This window comes from Clostridium oryzae (assembly GCF_002029235.1).
Taxonomy (GTDB): domain Bacteria; phylum Bacillota; class Clostridia; order Clostridiales; family Clostridiaceae; genus Clostridium_AE; species Clostridium_AE oryzae.
The window spans coordinates 18,438-36,163 of sequence record NZ_MZGV01000042.1; the positions used below are offsets into that span (position 1 = coordinate 18,438).

Genomic DNA, 17,726 nt, shown 5'->3' on the forward strand with positions numbered 1-17,726 from the left:
TTATTTTTGTGAGAAATGAGTGATTATTTTGGCTGTTAATATAAATGATATGGCGAGAGATTTGAATTTGGAGATACTTATAAGAGGCGATGAGACTAGAGATATATCTGTTAGTGACTTTAACAGACCTGGATTGCAGTTTTCAGGATTTTACAATTATTTTGCTAATGAAAGAATACAGATAATTGGAATGGCTGAGTGGAGTTTCCTAGATGCTATGCAGCCAGAAGTAAGGAAAAAGAGATTAAATAAATTTTTTTCCTTCGATACACCATGTATAATAATCACAAGAGGGTTAGAACCGCAAGATGAAATATTTGAATATGCGAAAAAATATAATAGATGTCTGTTAAGAAGCAAAATGTCTTCTACAAAATTTATAAACAAGCTTATGAATTATCTGTCAGACGAGTTAGCACCTGAAACGAGAATGCATGGAGTACTTGTGGATGTATATGGTATGGGAATACTTATTATGGGTGAAAGCGGTATAGGAAAAAGTGAGACAGCCCTTGAACTTTTAAAAAGAGGTCATAGACTTGTAGCAGATGATGCCGTAGATATAAAGGAGATAGATGGAACACTGGTAGGAAGATCTCCGTTTATTACTAATGGAATGATGGAAGTCAGGGGCATGGGTATAATAGATGTACCTGCACTTTACGGCATGTGTTCTGTGTTAAATACAAAGAATATTGATTTCGTAATCAGTCTTGAACAGTGGAAAGAAGACGAAAATTACGACAGACTTGGTATAGATGAGAAGCATATAGATATATTAAATATAGCAGTAAAGAGAATAGTTGTACCTATCAGACCGGGTAGAAATATAGCTGTTATAATCGAAACTGCTGCTATAAATTACAGGTATAGCCTTATGTCTAAAGAAACACCTATTGATACCATAAACTCTAGAATGGAAGAAGTAAATAAAGATGAAAACTAAATTACAGATAAGAAAAGATATGGAGATGCTTAGAAATAAGCTAACGGAAGAGGAAAAAACGAGGATGGACTTAAGCATATATAATAAAGTGATTGAACATCAAGTGTATAAAGATGCTGAATCGATATTTATATATGTTAGCTATAGAAAAGAAGTCGATACCCACAAGCTCATAAGGCATGCTCTTAACTTAGGTAAAACTGTTGCGGTGCCAGTAATACTTGATCAAAAAAGAGAATTTGTGGCAATAGGTATATCTGATCTTGACAAACTGAAAAAAAATAAATATGGAATACTTGAACCTGATTTAGAGCAAAATAACATTATTGCAGCACAAAAATTTGATTTAGCATTCATTCCTGGAACTGCTTTTGATAATAATTTTGGAAGAGTAGGTTATGGAGCAGGCATGTACGATAAGTATTTTAGTACAAAGGACATCCACAGCTACAAATTAGCTCTTGCCTATCATTTTCAGGTTTTAGATAGAGTCCCTATGGAAGAATTTGATTTAAGAATTGATGAGTTAATAACTGATTAGGCTTTAGGTGATTTCATGGAAATTTATGATATAGCTAATAATTTCAGTAGTGTTACAGGTGACTGGAATCTTGGTGACAACTATTACTGGATACTTTGCAATGCTGAAGAATTAAATATTCTGAATAAAAAAATAAAAATGGATACAGAAACTTTAGAAGAATGTAAGAGTCTTAGACAATCAGCAAAAATAGTTTTTTTTGCTGATTATATTTTTATGGTTTTTAATGTATTAGAGTTTAATGAAAATGAAATCGTATCCAGAGAGCTTAATATTTATCTCGGAAAAACATATATAGTTACGGTATATAAGAATAATCCTCATATTCTTCATGATATTCTAAAGGATATAGAACAAGGAAAGAACTGCTTTATATTAAAAAAGAATCCAAGACCATGCATAATGCTTTATTATATTTTAGATTCCATAATAGTTAGAAATTATAACATAGTGTCAGGCCTTGAAGCAGCAGCTGATAAAATAGAGATAAGTATTTTAAAACAGCCCAAAACGGAACATGGGCATCAACTAATCGTATTTAGAAGGCAGCTGTATAGAATAAGGAAATTTTTAAATCCATTAAAATATATAGGGGATAGTTTGGTTATTAATGAAAATAAAATAATTGAAGAGGAATATATTGAATATTTTAAGAGCATAAACATAAAGATAGGAAAACTTATGCAGACTGAAGAAAATCTGATTCAAACGCTTGCTCTTGTGAGAGAAGCATATGAATCGGAAATATCTAACAAAACAAATGAATTAATGAAAATATTTGCAACCATCGCGTCAATATTTCTGCCCATTGAAATAATAACTGCTATCTTTGGAATGAATTTTGAGTGGCAGCCGTTAAAACATAGCCATTATGGATTTTATGTAGTATTATTTTTTATGATTGTTGTTGTAATAGTTATCGTTAAAGTTTTTAAGAGAAATAAGTGGCTGTAGGAAATTTTCTATGATCTGCTGTAGCAATTTCTTAAAGGACGGAATTAGTGGTTGGATGCCATTATATTACTCTTTGGAGTTCATGTATTTTGCCAATTGTGGATAACTCTAAATTAATATGAAGATACACCACTAAATAGGAGAAAAGGTGGTTGCTAAATAAAAAAACGGTACAGCAGTTTATGAAGAAGTTAAAAAGAGAGAGTAATATATTTTGAAGTTAATAAATTAAAATAGAAAGGTAATAGAATTAATAAAATAAAAGTATTTTGTAGATATTAAGAGTTAGAGCATTAAAAATGGTTGCAGTCGACGTCGGCATTTGGAGTGAATTTAGAAATTACCCATGTCTTTTAGGCAAATTTCCGTTAAGATGGCGAATTGTTTGAGGAGTAGCCGAGTTATGAGCCATTAGGAAATTTGCCTAAAAGATGTGGTGTAATTACTTAATGAACGTAACCGGCCGACATAGGGTGCAACCATTTTTTATTAATCAAATCGAGAAACGGTGACAACAGTTCCTCGGGACATTTAGTCGACCCAATATATCCATGTTTCTTATCTCCAGCGTCACCTCCGTGGAAATCTGAACCGCAGGTCACTACCTTACCATTTTCTTTAGCAAGCTTAATAAAAAACTCCGTATCTTCTTCAGTATTTTGTGAATAGACAGCCTCTATACCGTCAAAAGCGTAATGCACCATTTCCTTTGCAGGAGTATTTTTTATGAGTACTGGATGGGCTAATACAGTTACAGCATTAACACTTTTTAGAACTTTTAGACCATCTTCAACGGAAAGTTTTTTATTTGGAACATATGCAGGACTGTCAGAACTTATAATGTTGTTAAATATATATTCCCAACTATAATCATATCCGGAAGAAATTATTTCCCTGGCAATATGGGGTCTTGCTATAACACCATTAACATTTGAAATTAATTTATTATAATCAATTTTTATATTAAAATACTTATATAGATTATCTACTATTTTCTTGCCTCTTTGAAGCCTTTGGTTTTTCATATCATTTAAAAAGTCCTGAAAATTTTTTGATCTAAAATTGTAATCGGGAAAATATCCAAGCACATGAATGTTTTCATGATTGTGTTGAGTAGAAAGTTCTATACCTGGAATTAAATTAACATTTAGCTCCTTAGCTGCTTTTATACCAGCCTCAATACCATCTGTGTTATCATGGTCGGTTATCGCCATAAGCTCTATATTTTCCTTCTTTGCCAATGCTACTAACTCTTTGGAACTAAGCTTTCCGTCCGAAGCATTAGTATGAAGGTGAAAATCATACTTTTTCATATGTGCCTCCTAAGCTATTGAATAAAAATTTATAAAACGATTATAACATTAGTAAACAGAAATATCAAAAATACAAATATTTAATGTAAATTAACTATTATATAAGGAAAAATAAGCACACAATACCAATAAGGTCACTTAAATAATGACCAATCCAGGAAGCAAATAGGTTTTTAGTTTTTGTGAAGATAATTCCGTATATTATACTATCTACAAATATTCCCAACATATCTAATGCAACAATAGGAATACTTCCGGAAGAATAATGCATAAGAGTAAAAATGCAGGATGAAATAATAATAGACTTAGTTGGAGGAATAAACCATTCTAATCTTCCTTGGAGAAATCCCCTAAAAATAACTTCTTCTAAAAAGGTGCTAATTGTAATTGTTATTATTGTAGGGGCTATTACATTTATATCCATTGGTAATCTTGATTTTACATGGTCAGTAAATCCGGGAATGCAATACTTTCCTATCATAAATGTTAAAAGCGGTGAAATAACACCAACTAATAAAACTAAGTACCAATTCATCCTTAAATCGGAGAAAATATTTTTTATTTTGAAACCTATATCGGACCATGAACGATGTCTTTTTCTTTTCTCAATTAAAAGATAGATTGCAGGAATTACAGGAATAATTGAGCTAAACTTATTAAATATCAAAAACAATAAAATAGTAATGATAATAACAATCAGCGTTTCAGCTAACAAACGTCTTTTTGTTTGTATGTTCCTTTGATTCTTCTCCACAATTTCACTTCCTAGTTTCTTCAAATTATTTTTGAAAATAATGCTTATTTCTTTATTATACAGAATGCTAATATAACTTTCAATTTGTATATTAGGTAAATGGTAAGGAGTAAGAGTTTTTAGCCTGAAATTCTTCAATAACTATTACTTCTTAGTTCTTACTTCTTGCCTACTCATAAATTGAATGTACTGTTAAAAAGATCTAACTATATAATGTACGAAGTAATATAGAAAATAATACTTTGTAAATGCATATAGTCGGCATAGGGTAGGAAGTGGTTGGAGGAGGCATTTTCCAGCCGACGGAAATCACTTCCTACCCTTTTTTAGTCACTAAATAAGTATTGACAAAGATCAAACAGATTATAGAGCTTTTTTACGTCGGACATATCAATATAATCCATCTCATATGTGCCATCCCAAGGAAATAAAGCTATGTATTTTCTATTATACACATTGATGACGTACTTTTTTTTACTACAGGTAACAAATATTTTATATCTTGGCTTTTTAGGAAGTTTTGCAGGTTTATTAATAAAAAATTTAGACTTAAGATTATTAACAAAGGATTTAAAATACAGCAGATTGTCATTATTTATTTTTTTCTCTTTTATTATATTCGTTTCTAAACTATATATCTTTGTAATATCATAAGTATTTATATCTTCTGATAGTTTATTTGTATAGAAGAATTTGCATGGCTTTTTTGTGTCTGTGAGAATATTTGTACTTGGCAGAGAGCAGGAGGAGAAAAATATCATTGTTATAAATACAGCAAAATATATGTATATTCTTTTCAATTGAACACCTCATACTAAAAATTTGTTTTTTATAAAAATATGAATAAAATGCATAATTTATGACAAATACTAAGATATGAACTTAAGGGAAGGATGTATATAAATGCTGGTAGGAATTCCTCAAGGACTTTTATATTGGAACTATGGTGACATAATTAAGTCTTTTCTGAATGAACTTCATATTGAATTTATCGAGTCTCCAAGGACGAATAGAAATATTTTGGATAAAGGAGTAAATTGCTGTGTTGACGATGCTTGTTTGCCAGTGAAGATTTTTCATGGTCATGTAGATTGGTTAAAAGATAAATGTGATTTTATAATGGCACCTAGGGTGATGCAGCTTAAGAAGGGAGAATTCATCTGCCCTAAGTTCTGCGGAATAACTGAAATGATTAAAAATTCTATAGATGGACTGCCACCGCTTCCAGAAGAACCTTTATATGCACTTTCAGAAAAGCAAAGGCACCAATGGTTTTTGTATATAGGAGAGTTGTTTGGGCAGAAGAGAAAAAAAATTTATGAAGCATATTTAAAGGCTATGGAGGAAAATGGCAGACATATACTGGGATTTAATGAGGATAATTATGAACATAAGATTGCGCTGTTAGGACATCCATATAATATCTATGACACTTATTGCAATATGGATGTAAAAAAGAAGTTTAATAAACAAGGCATCGGTGTAATAACTGAGGACTACGTAGACAGTAATCTGGTAGATAGAGAAGTTGACAGGCTTTTTAAGAAGCCTTTTTGGACTTTTGCCAGGAAGAATTTCGGAACTGCTGCCGTGCTGTATAAACAGAAACAAGTAGACGGATTTGTTTATGTATCTTCGTTTGCATGTGGTATTGATTCTGTTGTGATAGAGCTTGTAAAAGAAGTCATTGGAACATTTCCGTTTATGACGTTAAAAATAGATGAGCATACTGGGGAAGCAGGTATTAATACAAGAATAGAAGCTTTTTCAGATATGCTTAAAAGGAGGTCGGCAAACAATGGTCATAAGCTTTCCGCATTTGGGTAATACAGCTATAGCAGGAAGAGCATTATTTGAAGAACTTAGAATAAAATGCATAACACCTGAGGCAGTAAGCAGAAAGACATTAGAAATAGGCAGCAAGTATTCGCCGGAGGATATATGTTTACCGTATAAGCTTATGGTTGGAAATTATATAGATGCTATTAATAAAGGTGCAGATACTATTATAATAACTGGAAGCTGCGGACCTTGCCGCTATGGTGAATACTGTGAATTACAGCGAAATGTATTGAGAAAAATTAAAAATGATGTAAATCTTATAGTTATTGATTCTCCTGGGGATATAGGAAAGGAAGAATTGTTAAATAGAATTAAATATATAAGCAGCAATAGCCCATTATCTAAAGAAAAGAAAATAGCTGCTTTTGTTAAGGGAATTAGGATAATTAACAATATTGATAAACTTGAAAAAATGCTAAGAATAAAAGCTGGATATGAAATAGAAACTGGCGAATGTAAAAGACTGCTTCAAAGTTGTAAAAAAGAATTGATGGACACAGAAGGGATTGATGGCAAACTTAGTATGTTAAAAGAGTACTATAGGAGGGCTCTAAAGGTTAAAGTCGATAAAACTAGAAATCCTGTTAAAATAGCTGTTATTGGTGAAATATATACAATAATAGAACCTTACAGTAATCTATTTTTGGAAGATAAGCTTATGGATTTAGGAGTAAGTACATATAAAATGTTATACCCAAGCTGGTGGGTAAAAAATACTTTTTTGAAAGCAGTTAAGCTTGACTCACTAAAAATAAAAAAGTATTCAAAAGAGTATATGCCGTACTATATAGGCGGGCACGGAAAAGAATGTATAGGTGAAGCAGTTATTGCCAGTACAAAAGGACTTGATGGTGCTATTCAAGTGTTTCCGTTTGGCTGTATGCCAGAAATAGTTTCAAAATCGGTACTCCCCAATATATCTAAAGATAGAAATTTCCCAATAATGTCACTTATAGTTGATGAATTGACAGGTGAGGCTGGTTATATTACAAGAATTGAAGCATTTGTAGATTTATTAGAAAGGAGAAAGAGAAGATGTATTATATAGGTGTAGATGTAGGTTCAGTGAGTACTGATATAGTTATAGTTGATGAAAATATAAATGTTGTTGACAAATTATATTTGAGAACTATGGGGAAACCAATTAAAGCTATTCAGGAAGGCTTTGGAATGCTTAAGGATAAATATAATGATAAGGAAATAAAAGGAGTAGGTACTACTGGAAGCGGAAGAACCATATCATCATATATTATAGGCGGAGATGCCGTAAAAAATGAAATAACAGCTCATGCGGTAGCAGCTTTACACTTAGATAAAGATATTCGAACTATAATAGAAATAGGAGGACAGGACTCAAAGATAATTCTTCTTAGAGAAGGCATAGTAACAGATTTTGCTATGAATACAGTTTGTGCTGCCGGAACGGGTTCATTTCTTGACAGGCAGGCTGAAAGACTTGGCATAGCTATAGAGAAGTTCGGAGATTATGCTTTAAAGTCAGAGATGCATCTAAGAATTGCTGGAAGATGTGCAGTATTTGCAGAATCTGATATGATACATAAACAACAGATGGGATACAATGATTGCGATATAATAAGAGGTCTATGCGATGCACTGGTTAGAAATTATCTTAGTAATGTAGCAAAAGGAAAGGACATACAAAGTAAAATTTTCTTTCAAGGAGGAGTTGCGGCTAATAAGGGAATGAAGAGAGCTTTTGAAGAGAATCTTGGTGTAAGTGTTGAAATTCCTCAAAATTATAATGTCATGGGTGCTATAGGTGCAGCAATGCTGGCTAAAGAAGCAACAGATATAAGAGGTAAGACAAATTTTAAAGGATTTTCTATAGCTGACAGAGAATTTGAAACAAAAAGCTTTGAGTGCAGTGGCTGCAGCAATAGATGTGAGGTTGCAGAGATTATGGATAATAGCAAGCTTATAGGAACATTAGGAGACAGATGTGGAAAATGGGGTAATAGAGAAGCTGTATCATAAAGACAATAGCTAAAATATTATTGAAAATGTAACCATCTTGTAATCACAAAATGATAATATTCAAGTATAATCATTTTGTGATATAAATTACTAAATTAGGGGGAAACTTTATGAAAATGAAATTAACAAAAGTATCTACTGCAATTATCGCTTTTCAAGTAACAGCTGTATCGCTAGGCATAGGAATTAATAATACTACAGCCTATGCTGCTGTTAAACCAGTTATTAAGGTATCAACTGTACAAAGTAAAGCTAATAATATAAAAGTAACTACAAAAACTATTAAGTACAGTGACAAATATATTGAATCAAAACTAGAAATACCGGTTTTTAGCGGGATCAAAAATAAAAAAGTGGAAAATAAAATAAACAGCAAAATAAAAAATAGCATGGTTAATTTTAAGGAAGCTATGCATAAACAGGCTAAAAAAGATATAACTGCTCTTATAAAAGATGGTCAGAAAAATTGGAATAAATATGGTGCGTATACCGGCTATTCTGTTAAAGAAAAAACAAATAAGTTGCTTAGTTTTACAGCAGATTATTATAGTTATATGGGCGGAGCACATGGATCTACTGATAGAAGAGGAATTAATCATGATTTAAGTACTGGAAAGCTTATTTCGCTATCTTCAATTTTCCAAAAGGGTTTTGATTATAAAACAACATTAAAAAAGGCAGTCAAAGATTATGTAAAAAAGAATCCGGATATGGTTTTCGAAGATGCAGCAAAATCTATAAAGGATGTAACAAAGAATAGACAATTTTATATTAAAGATGGGAAACTTGTACTTATTTTTCAGCAATACGAAATAGGACCATATGCAGCAGGGATACAGGAAGTGAAAATCCCATTAAAGAATTTGAAATTATCAAAAAGTTTTAAAGCATTACTATAGATTTATAAATTAGATGGAGTAGCCTTGTGACTACTCTATTTTTTTACAGTTTTACAAGAAGGCTTTTAGTATATTGACAAATTCATCTGGCTTCTCTTTCTGTGCCCAGTGCTTGCATCCTTTCATTATATAAAGTTGACAGTTTGCAATGGCTCTACTTGCTGCTATAGCAGATTTAGCAGGAACTAAGGAATCTTTTTCTCCATTAACGATTAGAACTGGCATTTTTAGTTCACTTAAATGGGGAGCTAAATCTGAAGTTAAATTTTCCTTTCCTAATTCATATCGTTGAAAAGATTCCCAAGCTTTGCTGCAACCAGGTGCTTGAACAAGGTCATATAGCTCAGAAACTAGAGCATCAGTAATTTTTTCTTTATTGTCAATTAAGGATGAACCTATTGACCATTTAATTAGTTTTTTACTTTTTGCAAACCATTGATACGACTTAGAATTGAGTGATGAATTTACAAACCATCTGCAAATTGTATGAAATGGCATTCTTTCGTATAGTCCCAGCGAGTCAACCAACACAAGTTTATCTACCATTTCAGGATATTTCAACGAAAAGCCTATACTAGTTCCGCCACCCATTGAAAGCCCTGCTAGATAAGTTCTTTCAATATTCAGCTGCTGAAGTATATCATGTAAAAGTTCTACGTACATTGGTATAGAGTATGTAATATCAGGTTTATCACTTTCACCATAGCCAAGCAAGTCTATCGCATAGATATCATATTCACTTCCCATTAGTTCGATTACTTCTTTCCATGACAAAAGAGCGCTGTCTAATCCTCCACCGTGTAGAAAAACTAACTTTTTACTGTTACATCCTTGTTTATGATAAACTGTAACTACATAGGATTTATATTTCATTTTAATCTTTTCCATATGAACGCCTTCCTATAAAAATTATTCTTTGTAAAATCCTGTTTTTAATATATTTATATACTCGTAAACTTCACTTTCAAGTTCTTTTGCAGCTATTTTTCCTTGGCATCTCTTTTCTTTTATTAGTCCTTCTCCAATCCAAACTAACATTTTAATAGCTCTATTAATATCTTGCCTATTTTTGAATTTACTTATATCAATATTTTTATTAAGTTTAACATATGCATCTTTTAAAATGCCTTGGTTAATAAATTTTATAGCCTCTATAATTTGATTATCTGTCTCATAATATGCTCGTAGAGCAAAATCAAAAATGAAAGGGTATTCTATCATTACAGCTACTCTTGCTTGTACTATTTTTATATTTCGCTGAAAAAAGTCTGTTTCTTCTAAAGCGTGATTTTTATCAATTTCGGCATATATTTTTTTGCAGCTATATTCGTATAAGTAGCAATATAATTCCTTTTTATTTTTAAAATGATAGAATAATGATCCTTTAGATATACCGGCCATCGCAGCAATATCATCAGTAGAAGCTTTACGATAGGGGCTTTGCGAAAAAATTTTCATTGCCGAGTTTATAATTCTGTTTTGTTTTTCCTCTGTCAGTGAATAGAAACTTTCATTCATTTTACTCTCCATTCTGACCAAATCGGTCATATTATATTTTAAATTATAATAAACTGACTCAGATTTACAACCCAGCAAGAGAAATAATTTGGAAGAAGCGATATGGAAAATAGTACTATATGAATACATAGAGTTGGTTAAAGGGATGAGTGACCAGCGGAGGCATTTTTCAGCCGACAGAGGTCACTCACCCCTTATTTTACGCATAAAAAATCACCAGACATGTTATAAAACTAGCCTGGTGACCTTTCTATTTTATGCCGATGGTGGGACTCGAACCCACATGGTTTCCCGCATGATTTTGAGTCATGTGCGTCTGCCATTCCGCCACATCGGCTTACTCAGTGTTAGTGTCTTTCGCCGCGAACAAAATTATCTTATCACAGGAATTTATTTCTGTCAATTAAATTTAAAAAAATTATTTTTAATTTATGTTGTTAGTTTATCGTATATTTGCTAAAATAGACTTTGTAAAACTACTTTATGACCCGGTGGGTCAGAAAAGAACCAACATTACAGAAAGTAGTTTAATTTTTGTCATTAGATGAAGTGGGAAGGAGATAATAAAATGATTTATTCACAAGAAGTTGAGAACATGATATGTGTAGCAAAAGGACCTAATCATGGACCAGCACCAATTCCTGAAGAAGGAAAATGGGTACAAGCTAAAGAAATTAAAGATATTTCTGGATTAACACATGGTATAGGTTGGTGTGCTCCTCAGCAGGGTGCTTGTAAACTTACTCTAAACGTAAAAGACGGGGTAATTGAAGAAGCATTAGTTGAGACAATTGGATGTTCAGGAATGACTCATTCTGCAGCAATGGCTTCAGAAATACTTCCTGGAAAAACAATATTAGAAGCATTAAATACTGATCTTGTATGCGATGCTATAAATACAGCTATGAGAGAATTATTCCTTCAGATAGTATACGGAAGAACTCAGACTGCATTCTCAGAAGGTGGACTACCTATAGGAGCTGGACTTGAGGATCTTGGAAAAGGACTTAGAAGTCAGGTTGGTACAATGTATGGAACTAAGGCTAAGGGAACTAGATACCTTGAAATGGCAGAAGGTTATGTAAAGACTATAGCTTTAGATAGTAATAATGAGGTAATAGGATATGAATTTATACATACCGGCAAAATGATGGACATGATCAAAAAAGGTATGGATGCTAATGAGGCTTTACAAAAAGCTACTGGTACATACGGAAGATTTGCTGGGGCTGCAAAATACATAGACCCTAGACATGAATAAGAGAAGGAGGATGAGCTTAAATGGCATTATTTGAAAGTTATGAAAGAAGAATAGACCAAATTCTACCTGTATTAAAGAAATACGGTATTAATTCATTAGAAGAAGCAAAAAAAGTATGTGATGAGAAGGGCGTAGATGCTTATAATATCACAAAAGGAATACAGCCAATATGTTTCGAAAATGCAGCTTGGGCTTACACAGTAGGTGCTGCTATAGCAATAAAGAAGGGCTGTAAGAAAGCTGCTGATGCTGCAGAAGCAATCGGAGAAGGCCTTCAAGCTTTCTGTATTCCAGGATCTGTTGCAGATGACAGAAAAGTTGGATTAGGACACGGAAATCTAGCTGCAATGCTTTTAAGAGAGGAAACTAAGTGTTTCGCATTCCTAGCAGGACATGAATCTTTCGCTGCTGCAGAAGGTGCAATTGGACTTGCTAAATCAGCTAATAAAGTAAGAAAAGAGCCATTAAAGGTAATACTTAACGGTCTTGGAAAAGATGCTGCTATGATAATATCCAGAATCAATGGTTTTACTTATGTTCAAACTAAGTTTGACTACTATACTGGAAAACTTAACATAGTTAAAGAAACTGCTTACTCCGATGGAGAAAGAGCAAAAGTTAGATGCTACGGCGCTGATGATGTTAGAGAAGGTGTTGCTATAATGCACAGTGAGGGTGTTGATGTATCAATAACTGGTAACTCAACAAACCCAACAAGATTCCAGCATCCAGTTGCAGGTACATATAAGAAGGAATGTGTTGAGAAGGGTAAGAAATATTTCTCAGTTGCATCCGGTGGTGGTACTGGAAGAACTCTTCATCCAGATAACATGGCTGCAGGTCCAGCTTCTTATGGTATGACTGATACTATGGGAAGAATGCATTCAGATGCTCAGTTCGCAGGTTCTTCATCAGTTCCAGCTCACGTTGAAATGATGGGATTAATCGGAATGGGTAACAACCCAATGGTTGGTGCTTCTGTTGCAGTTGCAGTTGCTGTTGAAGAGGCTATGAATAAATAGTAGATAATTTATCTGTTTTTATAAATCACAGGACACGTCTTTTGATGCAAATCATTAAGACGTGTCTTTTATTTCTCTTTAGGAAATTATGTTTTTTGGGAACTGTGGATAACTTTTAACTGTGTATGAATAAATTGTATGTGTTGTTGAAAGGATATAACTATATAATATACGAAGTAATATGAAGATAGCTCATAAGAAAATACTAATAAATAAACAAGAAAAATTTTGAAGAAGTAATATAGAAAATAATACTTTGTAAATACATAGAGTTGGCATAGGGTGTAACCATTTTTTAGTCCCTAGGAATTTATCATTTTTGCAATTGTGGATAACTCTTCATTAAAATCAGGTTATATCCCTAAATAGCAAGAAAGATGGGCATTAAATAAAAAAACGGTACAGCGTGTTTACGAAGAAGTTAAAATGAGACGGTAATATATTTTGAAATTAGTGAATTAAGAAAGGAAGGCAATAGAAGGAATATAATAAAAGCATTTTGTGAATATTAAGAGTTAGGGCATAGGAAATGTTGTGGCACGAAGGAGATATAGAGTGAATTTAGCAATTGTCAGCAAATTTTATGCAAATTTACGTTAAGATTAGGGCAGTGTTTGAGGCGTAGCCGAGTTGCCCTAATTAGGAAATTTGCATAAAATTTGTGTTACAAGTGCTTAATGAACGGATCAATCTCCGTAGTGCCACAACATTTCCTTTTTTACTCTTTAGGAATTTATGTATTTTGCCAATTGTGGATAACTTTTAGCAAATGTCAATATACACTCCTAAAGAGTAAAAAAGATGGGTGCAGGGAAGGCACTTCCCGCCTCAGTAAAGGGGGGGTGTCAGGGAGCGTAGCGGACGCCGCAGGGGGACATAGGTCCCCATCCGGAATCGGCACTTGGTTTTGCCGATTTTTTTATATTATATTTTCTATTACATAAAGTTTTCTTGTATCTATATCAAATATTAGATACATTTTTGAGTTTTTATTTTTATATTTTACGAAGTATTTATAATTATGTTTAAAGTTAGGAGCATGATACTTCGAAACACCAAGTGTAAGAAGTACCTTTTTTGCTGATGCTTCAACTGATTTATTTTTGTCATCATACCAATCTACAGAGCGGCTTAATTTAACTTCATTCTTATATTTAAATATGTGATATCGCTCTCCATCACCATGAAAACTTGGCCCGCTATCTATTGAATATATCTGTTTATATGGCATCGGGAGCTTAATATTCCAGTTAATTTTAATAATTTCAGTGTAAACTGCATTCAATCTTATGAATAGAAAGGCTATAATAGAAATTGTTAAAACTAGTATAACTAATAAAGAAACTTTTATTTTCTGTTTCATCATCCACCTCAATATTTTCAATAGTCAATATTTATATATACAATTTTATCATTTTATTCAATAAATTACTATTTGACAATTAAAAAATAGTAATATAATAAATTTGGAGAATATTTTGAAGAATGTCACGTGCCAGGCACGTGACATTTGAAGTTAAATAAATAAATTAACATTTGAATCTTCAGCTTCACCTAAATAGTAACCAACGCCGCCTATTTTTATTCCATCAATGAGCTCCTCTTTGCTAAGACCCATAACATCCATAGACATTTGACAAGCAACTATTTCTATACCGCTATCTAAAGCCGATTTGATTAGATCTTCCAGTGAACTTATATTTTTGTTTTTCATAACCTTTCTTATCATTTTAGGTCCCATGCCTATCATGTTCATGTTAGACAACTTTAGTCTTCTACTGCCTCTAGGCATCATAAGGCCAAACATCGAATCCATAAAGCTTTTCTTTATAGATACTTTTTCATGCTTTCTTAGGATATTTAATCCCCAAAATGTAAAGAACATAGTTACTTTTTTACCCATTGATGCAGCTCCATTAGCTATAATAAATGAAGCTATTGCCTTATCTAAATCACCACTAAATACAACTAATGTTTTGTTGTCTTTAGCAGGTGAAATATCCTTACTATGATGCTCAGGTTTGTTTTCGCTGCTGCCTTTTTTTATGAATGCTGTAATATTACCTTTGTCTTTATTTAAATCAACAAGTTTATTACTGGTTCTTTTGCACCAAGCTTTTATATCTTCATAAAAGCCGGGATCAGACGCAGTAACTTTAAGAACCTGCCCAGCAGATAAATCATCTATGGAGGCTTTAACTTGCATAAGTGGACCTGGACAGCAAAGTCCGCAGGCATCGAGACTTTTATCAAAGCCTAGTTTATCTACTGCCACTTCTGATCTTATAACCTGTGTATCCTGATCTAAAACTTGTTTTTTCAAATTATAAGTATTTTTATCTGCTTTTTTGGGAATGAAGTCTAACATAGAAGCACTTTTGTATCCTCCAGTTATATTTTTGACCTTATATCCATGCTGGGATAGTATTCTCGAAGCAATATAGCCTCTAAGTCCAACCTGGCAGTATTCAATGATCTCTTTGTTTTTATCCAGTTCGCCAAGTCTTTCTCTTAAGCTATCTACAGGTATATTTAAAGCTCCTTCAAGGTGTCCGTTGTTAAATTCTATCTCTGAACGTACATCTAAAAGGACGGTATTGTCTTTATCATAAACTGAAAAATCTTCTGGTGTAATTACATCCATCTTACCAGAGAGTACATTTTCTGCTACAAAACCAGCCATATTTACTGGGTCTTTTGCTGAAGAGAAGGGCGGTGCATAGCATAACTCAAGTTCTGTTAAATCTGAAACAGTACCACCAAGTCTCATTGTTGCAGCGATGACATCAATTCTTTTATCAACACCATCATAACCAATAGCTTGAGCACCTAGAATTTTTTCTTCATCATTAAATATTAGTTTTAAGGTTAACGGGTGAGCATCAGGATAATAGGATGCATGAGAAACAGGATGTATATGGATAACTTTGTAAGGAATATTTAATCTTTTTAAAGTCCTTTCATTATTTCCTGTACTAGCAGCTGTTAAACTAAAAACTTTAATTATTGCAGTACCCTGAGTTCCTTTATAGATTGAATTTAAGCCTGCTATATTATCTGCAGCTATCCTTCCTTGTTTATTTGCTGGACCAGCTAAAGGTATTGCTGTATTTTGTTTGTTTACAAAATCAGTTACTTCAATAGCATCACCAACAGCATATATATTTCCAATATTTGTCTGCATTTTGCTGTTAACTAATATATGTCCTTTAGCTCCAAGCTGTATCCCGCTGTCTTTTAGAAAGTCTGTGTCAGGAGTAACGCCTATAGCTAAAATTACTAAATCAGAAGTGATTTTTGTATTGCTGTTTAGAGTAACTTCAATAGCATTATTAGTATCATTAAAATGATTTACTCCGTCGTTTAGTATTAAATCAATTCCGTTATCAACAAGTTCTTTTTCTGCTGAAACTACCATGTCTGAATCAAAAGGAGCGAGGATATGCGGTGCGGCTTCAACTAATGTAACCTGAAGTCCTCTTTCCTTTAAGTTTTCAGCCATTTCAATGCCTACATACCCGCCGCCAATCACAACAGCACTAGTGATGTTGCTTTTGTCAACTAATGCTTTTATGTTATCTGTATCTGGTATGTTTCTTAATGTAAAAATTCTGCTGCTATCTATGCTTTCAATATTTGGTCTAATAGCTTTTGCACCTGGAGACAGCACTAAATAATCGTAGCTTTCCTCATAACTTCCGTTGTTTTTACTTTTTACCCTTACGACTTTTTTGTCTGAATCCACACCCACGACTTCGCTATTAATTCTTATATCTACATTAAATCTGTTACACATGCTTTCAGGGGTTTGAACCAGGAGCTTTTGTCTTTCTTTAATTGTTTCACCTATATAATAAGGTAAGCCGCAATTTGCAAAAGATATATATTCACCTTTTTCAAACATTATTATCTGTGCACTTTCATCTAATCTTCTAAGCCTTGCAACAGTAGATGCTCCGCCAGCGACTCCGCCGACAACTAATATTTTTTTGCTCATATATATTTCTCCATTCTTTGTATATTTTTAGGTTGTCAGTGTCAGTAAATGCAAGCTGCTTTTAAATAAATCCCTAGAAACTTAAAATAAAGCTTTTATTAAATCTATAACTAGTGGATTTGAAATTCTATAATTTATTTCTAGACCATTGCGCCTGCCTTCTATGATTCCTGCTGTCCTTAGTTTTTGTATGTGTTGAGATAATGTAGATTGAGGTATTTCAAGGCAATTTTGCATGTGAGTAACATTACATTCACCTGTTTCTAATAAACCTTTAACTATACATAACCTGACAGGATGAGCTAACACTTTGAGAAGTTCAGCTTTCTCATTGTATTTCATAAAGTCTTTCTCCATAAAGATACCTCTTTTCAAAACGTGTATTTATTATATATTTATATATTACGATATTACGATATAATAAGCAACAATATTTTTTAGTTTTTTATTAGAATTATTAAATTCTTAATAGTATCATTATAGTCCTATTTTTTTAAATCTTCTTTTATTCTTTTATCTGAATAATCATCATCGTTTAGGTTATTCAGTCCTAAATTAAGAGAGCCAAAAGCAAGCATTGTGTCTATCTGTTTATCTATCTCATCTTGATGTTTATTAAGTTTATTTGAGTCTTTTTTTACTTTTCTTTCCAAATCTATTTCTTCATCTGTCATAATATTACCT

At 32.7% G+C, this 17,726-nt stretch carries 18 protein-coding genes and 1 tRNA gene; 9 read left to right on the plus strand and 10 right to left on the minus strand.

From position 1 onward, the window contains the following. Positions 1 to 28 precede the first annotated feature (28 nt). From hprK to CLORY_RS16115, 3 genes are read left to right on the plus strand one after another with little or no spacing between them, the layout of a single operon-like run. Positions 29 to 946 carry an HPr(Ser) kinase/phosphatase gene (gene hprK, locus CLORY_RS16105; protein ID WP_079426359.1) on the plus strand — a complete coding sequence of 306 codons (918 nt, stop codon included), beginning with the start codon at positions 29 to 31 and terminating at the stop codon, positions 944 to 946. Further along, positions 936 to 1,487 (plus strand): 5-formyltetrahydrofolate cyclo-ligase, encoded by a 552-nt coding sequence (locus CLORY_RS16110; RefSeq protein ID WP_079426361.1) that lies wholly within the window; start codon positions 936 to 938, stop codon positions 1,485 to 1,487. The genes hprK and CLORY_RS16110 overlap by 11 nt, the downstream gene beginning before the upstream one ends. Positions 1,488 to 1,502: 15 nt before the next feature. Continuing rightward, on the plus strand, positions 1,503 to 2,441 hold the full coding sequence (locus CLORY_RS16115) for a magnesium transporter CorA family protein (RefSeq protein WP_079426363.1): 939 nt from the start codon (positions 1,503 to 1,505) through the stop codon (positions 2,439 to 2,441). Positions 2,442 to 2,887: 446 nt separating this feature from the next. Here CLORY_RS16115 and CLORY_RS16120 read toward each other — a convergent pair whose 3' ends face one another. The 3 genes from CLORY_RS16120 to CLORY_RS16130 all read right to left on the minus strand — a co-directional run bounded on the left by CLORY_RS16120 (position 2,888) and on the right by CLORY_RS16130 (position 5,308). Next, complete coding sequence (locus CLORY_RS16120) at positions 2,888 to 3,754, minus strand: PHP domain-containing protein (RefSeq protein ID WP_079426365.1); 867 nt, start codon at positions 3,752 to 3,754, stop codon at positions 2,888 to 2,890. Positions 3,755 to 3,851: 97 nt separating this feature from the next. After that, a complete protein-coding gene (locus CLORY_RS16125) occupies positions 3,852 to 4,508 on the minus strand; it encodes a CPBP family intramembrane glutamic endopeptidase (RefSeq protein ID WP_139376068.1) in 657 nt (218 codons plus the stop codon). 326 nt (positions 4,509 to 4,834) lie between these two features. Next, complete coding sequence (locus tag CLORY_RS16130) at positions 4,835 to 5,308, minus strand: DUF4883 family protein (RefSeq protein ID WP_079426369.1); 474 nt, start codon at positions 5,306 to 5,308, stop codon at positions 4,835 to 4,837. A gap of 103 nt (positions 5,309 to 5,411) precedes the next feature. Between CLORY_RS16130 and CLORY_RS16135 the strand changes: the two genes are divergently transcribed. The 4 genes from CLORY_RS16135 (at position 5,412) to CLORY_RS16150 (ending at position 9,244) form a co-directional block, all read left to right on the plus strand. Continuing rightward, positions 5,412 to 6,335: an acyl-CoA dehydratase activase-related protein gene (locus CLORY_RS16135; RefSeq protein ID WP_079426371.1), complete on the plus strand. Its 924-nt coding sequence runs from the start codon at positions 5,412 to 5,414 to the stop codon at positions 6,333 to 6,335. Then, on the plus strand, positions 6,307 to 7,398 hold the full coding sequence (locus CLORY_RS16140) for an acyl-CoA dehydratase activase-related protein (RefSeq protein WP_079426373.1): 1,092 nt from the start codon (positions 6,307 to 6,309) through the stop codon (positions 7,396 to 7,398). Before CLORY_RS16135 ends, CLORY_RS16140 begins: the two co-directional genes overlap by 29 nt. Continuing rightward, on the plus strand, positions 7,386 to 8,345 hold the full coding sequence (locus CLORY_RS16145) for an acyl-CoA dehydratase activase (protein WP_079426375.1): 960 nt from the start codon (positions 7,386 to 7,388) through the stop codon (positions 8,343 to 8,345). Before CLORY_RS16140 ends, CLORY_RS16145 begins: the two co-directional genes overlap by 13 nt. A gap of 110 nt (positions 8,346 to 8,455) precedes the next feature. Continuing rightward, complete coding sequence (locus CLORY_RS16150; RefSeq protein WP_079426377.1) at positions 8,456 to 9,244, plus strand: DUF3298 and DUF4163 domain-containing protein; 789 nt, start codon at positions 8,456 to 8,458, stop codon at positions 9,242 to 9,244. Positions 9,245 to 9,295: 51 nt separating this feature from the next. Here the strand turns inward: CLORY_RS16150 and CLORY_RS16155 are convergent, their stop codons facing one another. From CLORY_RS16155 to CLORY_RS16165, 3 genes are all read right to left on the minus strand, one after another. Then, complete coding sequence (locus CLORY_RS16155) at positions 9,296 to 10,132, minus strand: alpha/beta fold hydrolase (protein WP_079426379.1); 837 nt, start codon at positions 10,130 to 10,132, stop codon at positions 9,296 to 9,298. A gap of 21 nt (positions 10,133 to 10,153) precedes the next feature. After that, positions 10,154 to 10,762: a TetR/AcrR family transcriptional regulator gene (locus CLORY_RS16160; RefSeq protein ID WP_169911654.1), complete on the minus strand. Its 609-nt coding sequence runs from the start codon at positions 10,760 to 10,762 to the stop codon at positions 10,154 to 10,156. Positions 10,763 to 11,020: 258 nt separating this feature from the next. Beyond that, a tRNA-Leu gene (locus CLORY_RS16165) sits at positions 11,021 to 11,099 on the minus strand. Between the two features lie 231 nt (positions 11,100 to 11,330). Between CLORY_RS16165 and CLORY_RS16170 the strand changes: the two genes are divergently transcribed. Continuing rightward, a complete protein-coding gene (locus CLORY_RS16170; protein ID WP_079426383.1) occupies positions 11,331 to 12,023 on the plus strand; it encodes an iron-sulfur cluster assembly scaffold protein in 693 nt (230 codons plus the stop codon). 20 nt (positions 12,024 to 12,043) lie between these two features. Beyond that, complete coding sequence (locus CLORY_RS16175; protein ID WP_079426385.1) at positions 12,044 to 13,045, plus strand: GGGtGRT protein; 1,002 nt, start codon at positions 12,044 to 12,046, stop codon at positions 13,043 to 13,045. Positions 13,046 to 13,964: 919 nt separating this feature from the next. On the opposite strand, the gene CLORY_RS16180 is transcribed toward CLORY_RS16175, so the two are convergent. The 4 genes from CLORY_RS16180 to CLORY_RS16195 form a co-directional block, all read right to left on the minus strand. Then, positions 13,965 to 14,408: a hypothetical protein gene (locus CLORY_RS16180; protein WP_079426387.1), complete on the minus strand. Its 444-nt coding sequence runs from the start codon at positions 14,406 to 14,408 to the stop codon at positions 13,965 to 13,967. A gap of 153 nt (positions 14,409 to 14,561) precedes the next feature. Continuing rightward, positions 14,562 to 17,042 carry a CoA-disulfide reductase gene (locus CLORY_RS16185; RefSeq protein WP_079426389.1) on the minus strand — a complete coding sequence of 827 codons (2,481 nt, stop codon included), beginning with the start codon at positions 17,040 to 17,042 and terminating at the stop codon, positions 14,562 to 14,564. A gap of 81 nt (positions 17,043 to 17,123) precedes the next feature. Beyond that, the gene (locus CLORY_RS16190; RefSeq protein ID WP_079426391.1) at positions 17,124 to 17,399 is read right to left on the minus strand and encodes an ArsR/SmtB family transcription factor; all 276 of its coding nucleotides are present in this window, start codon (positions 17,397 to 17,399) and stop codon (positions 17,124 to 17,126) included. Between the two features lie 128 nt (positions 17,400 to 17,527). Further along, on the minus strand, positions 17,528 to 17,726 hold a 199-nt coding region (locus CLORY_RS16195; protein ID WP_207652222.1), incomplete at its 5' end, for a hypothetical protein.

Coding starts and splice junctions, on each gene's coding strand:
- CLORY_RS16175 (WP_079426385.1), top strand. CDS start 12,044: ATGGCATTATTTGAAAGTTATGAAAGAAGAATAGACCAAATTCTACCT.
- CLORY_RS16115 (WP_079426363.1), top strand. CDS start 1,503: ATGGAAATTTATGATATAGCTAATAATTTCAGTAGTGTTACAGGTGAC.
- CLORY_RS16185 (WP_079426389.1), bottom strand. CDS start 17,042: ATGAGCAAAAAAATATTAGTTGTCGGCGGAGTCGCTGGCGGAGCATCT.
- CLORY_RS16180 (WP_079426387.1), bottom strand. CDS start 14,408: ATGAAACAGAAAATAAAAGTTTCTTTATTAGTTATACTAGTTTTAACA.
- CLORY_RS16170 (WP_079426383.1), top strand. CDS start 11,331: ATGATTTATTCACAAGAAGTTGAGAACATGATATGTGTAGCAAAAGGA.
- CLORY_RS16140 (WP_079426373.1), top strand. CDS start 6,307: ATGGTCATAAGCTTTCCGCATTTGGGTAATACAGCTATAGCAGGAAGA.
- CLORY_RS16110 (WP_079426361.1), top strand. CDS start 936: ATGAAAACTAAATTACAGATAAGAAAAGATATGGAGATGCTTAGAAAT.
- CLORY_RS16120 (WP_079426365.1), bottom strand. CDS start 3,754: ATGAAAAAGTATGATTTTCACCTTCATACTAATGCTTCGGACGGAAAG.
- CLORY_RS16145 (WP_079426375.1), top strand. CDS start 7,386: ATGTATTATATAGGTGTAGATGTAGGTTCAGTGAGTACTGATATAGTT.
- CLORY_RS16160 (WP_169911654.1), bottom strand. CDS start 10,762: ATGAATGAAAGTTTCTATTCACTGACAGAGGAAAAACAAAACAGAATT.
- CLORY_RS16135 (WP_079426371.1), top strand. CDS start 5,412: ATGCTGGTAGGAATTCCTCAAGGACTTTTATATTGGAACTATGGTGAC.
- CLORY_RS16190 (WP_079426391.1), bottom strand. CDS start 17,399: ATGGAGAAAGACTTTATGAAATACAATGAGAAAGCTGAACTTCTCAAA.
- CLORY_RS16155 (WP_079426379.1), bottom strand. CDS start 10,132: ATGGAAAAGATTAAAATGAAATATAAATCCTATGTAGTTACAGTTTAT.
- CLORY_RS16150 (WP_079426377.1), top strand. CDS start 8,456: ATGAAAATGAAATTAACAAAAGTATCTACTGCAATTATCGCTTTTCAA.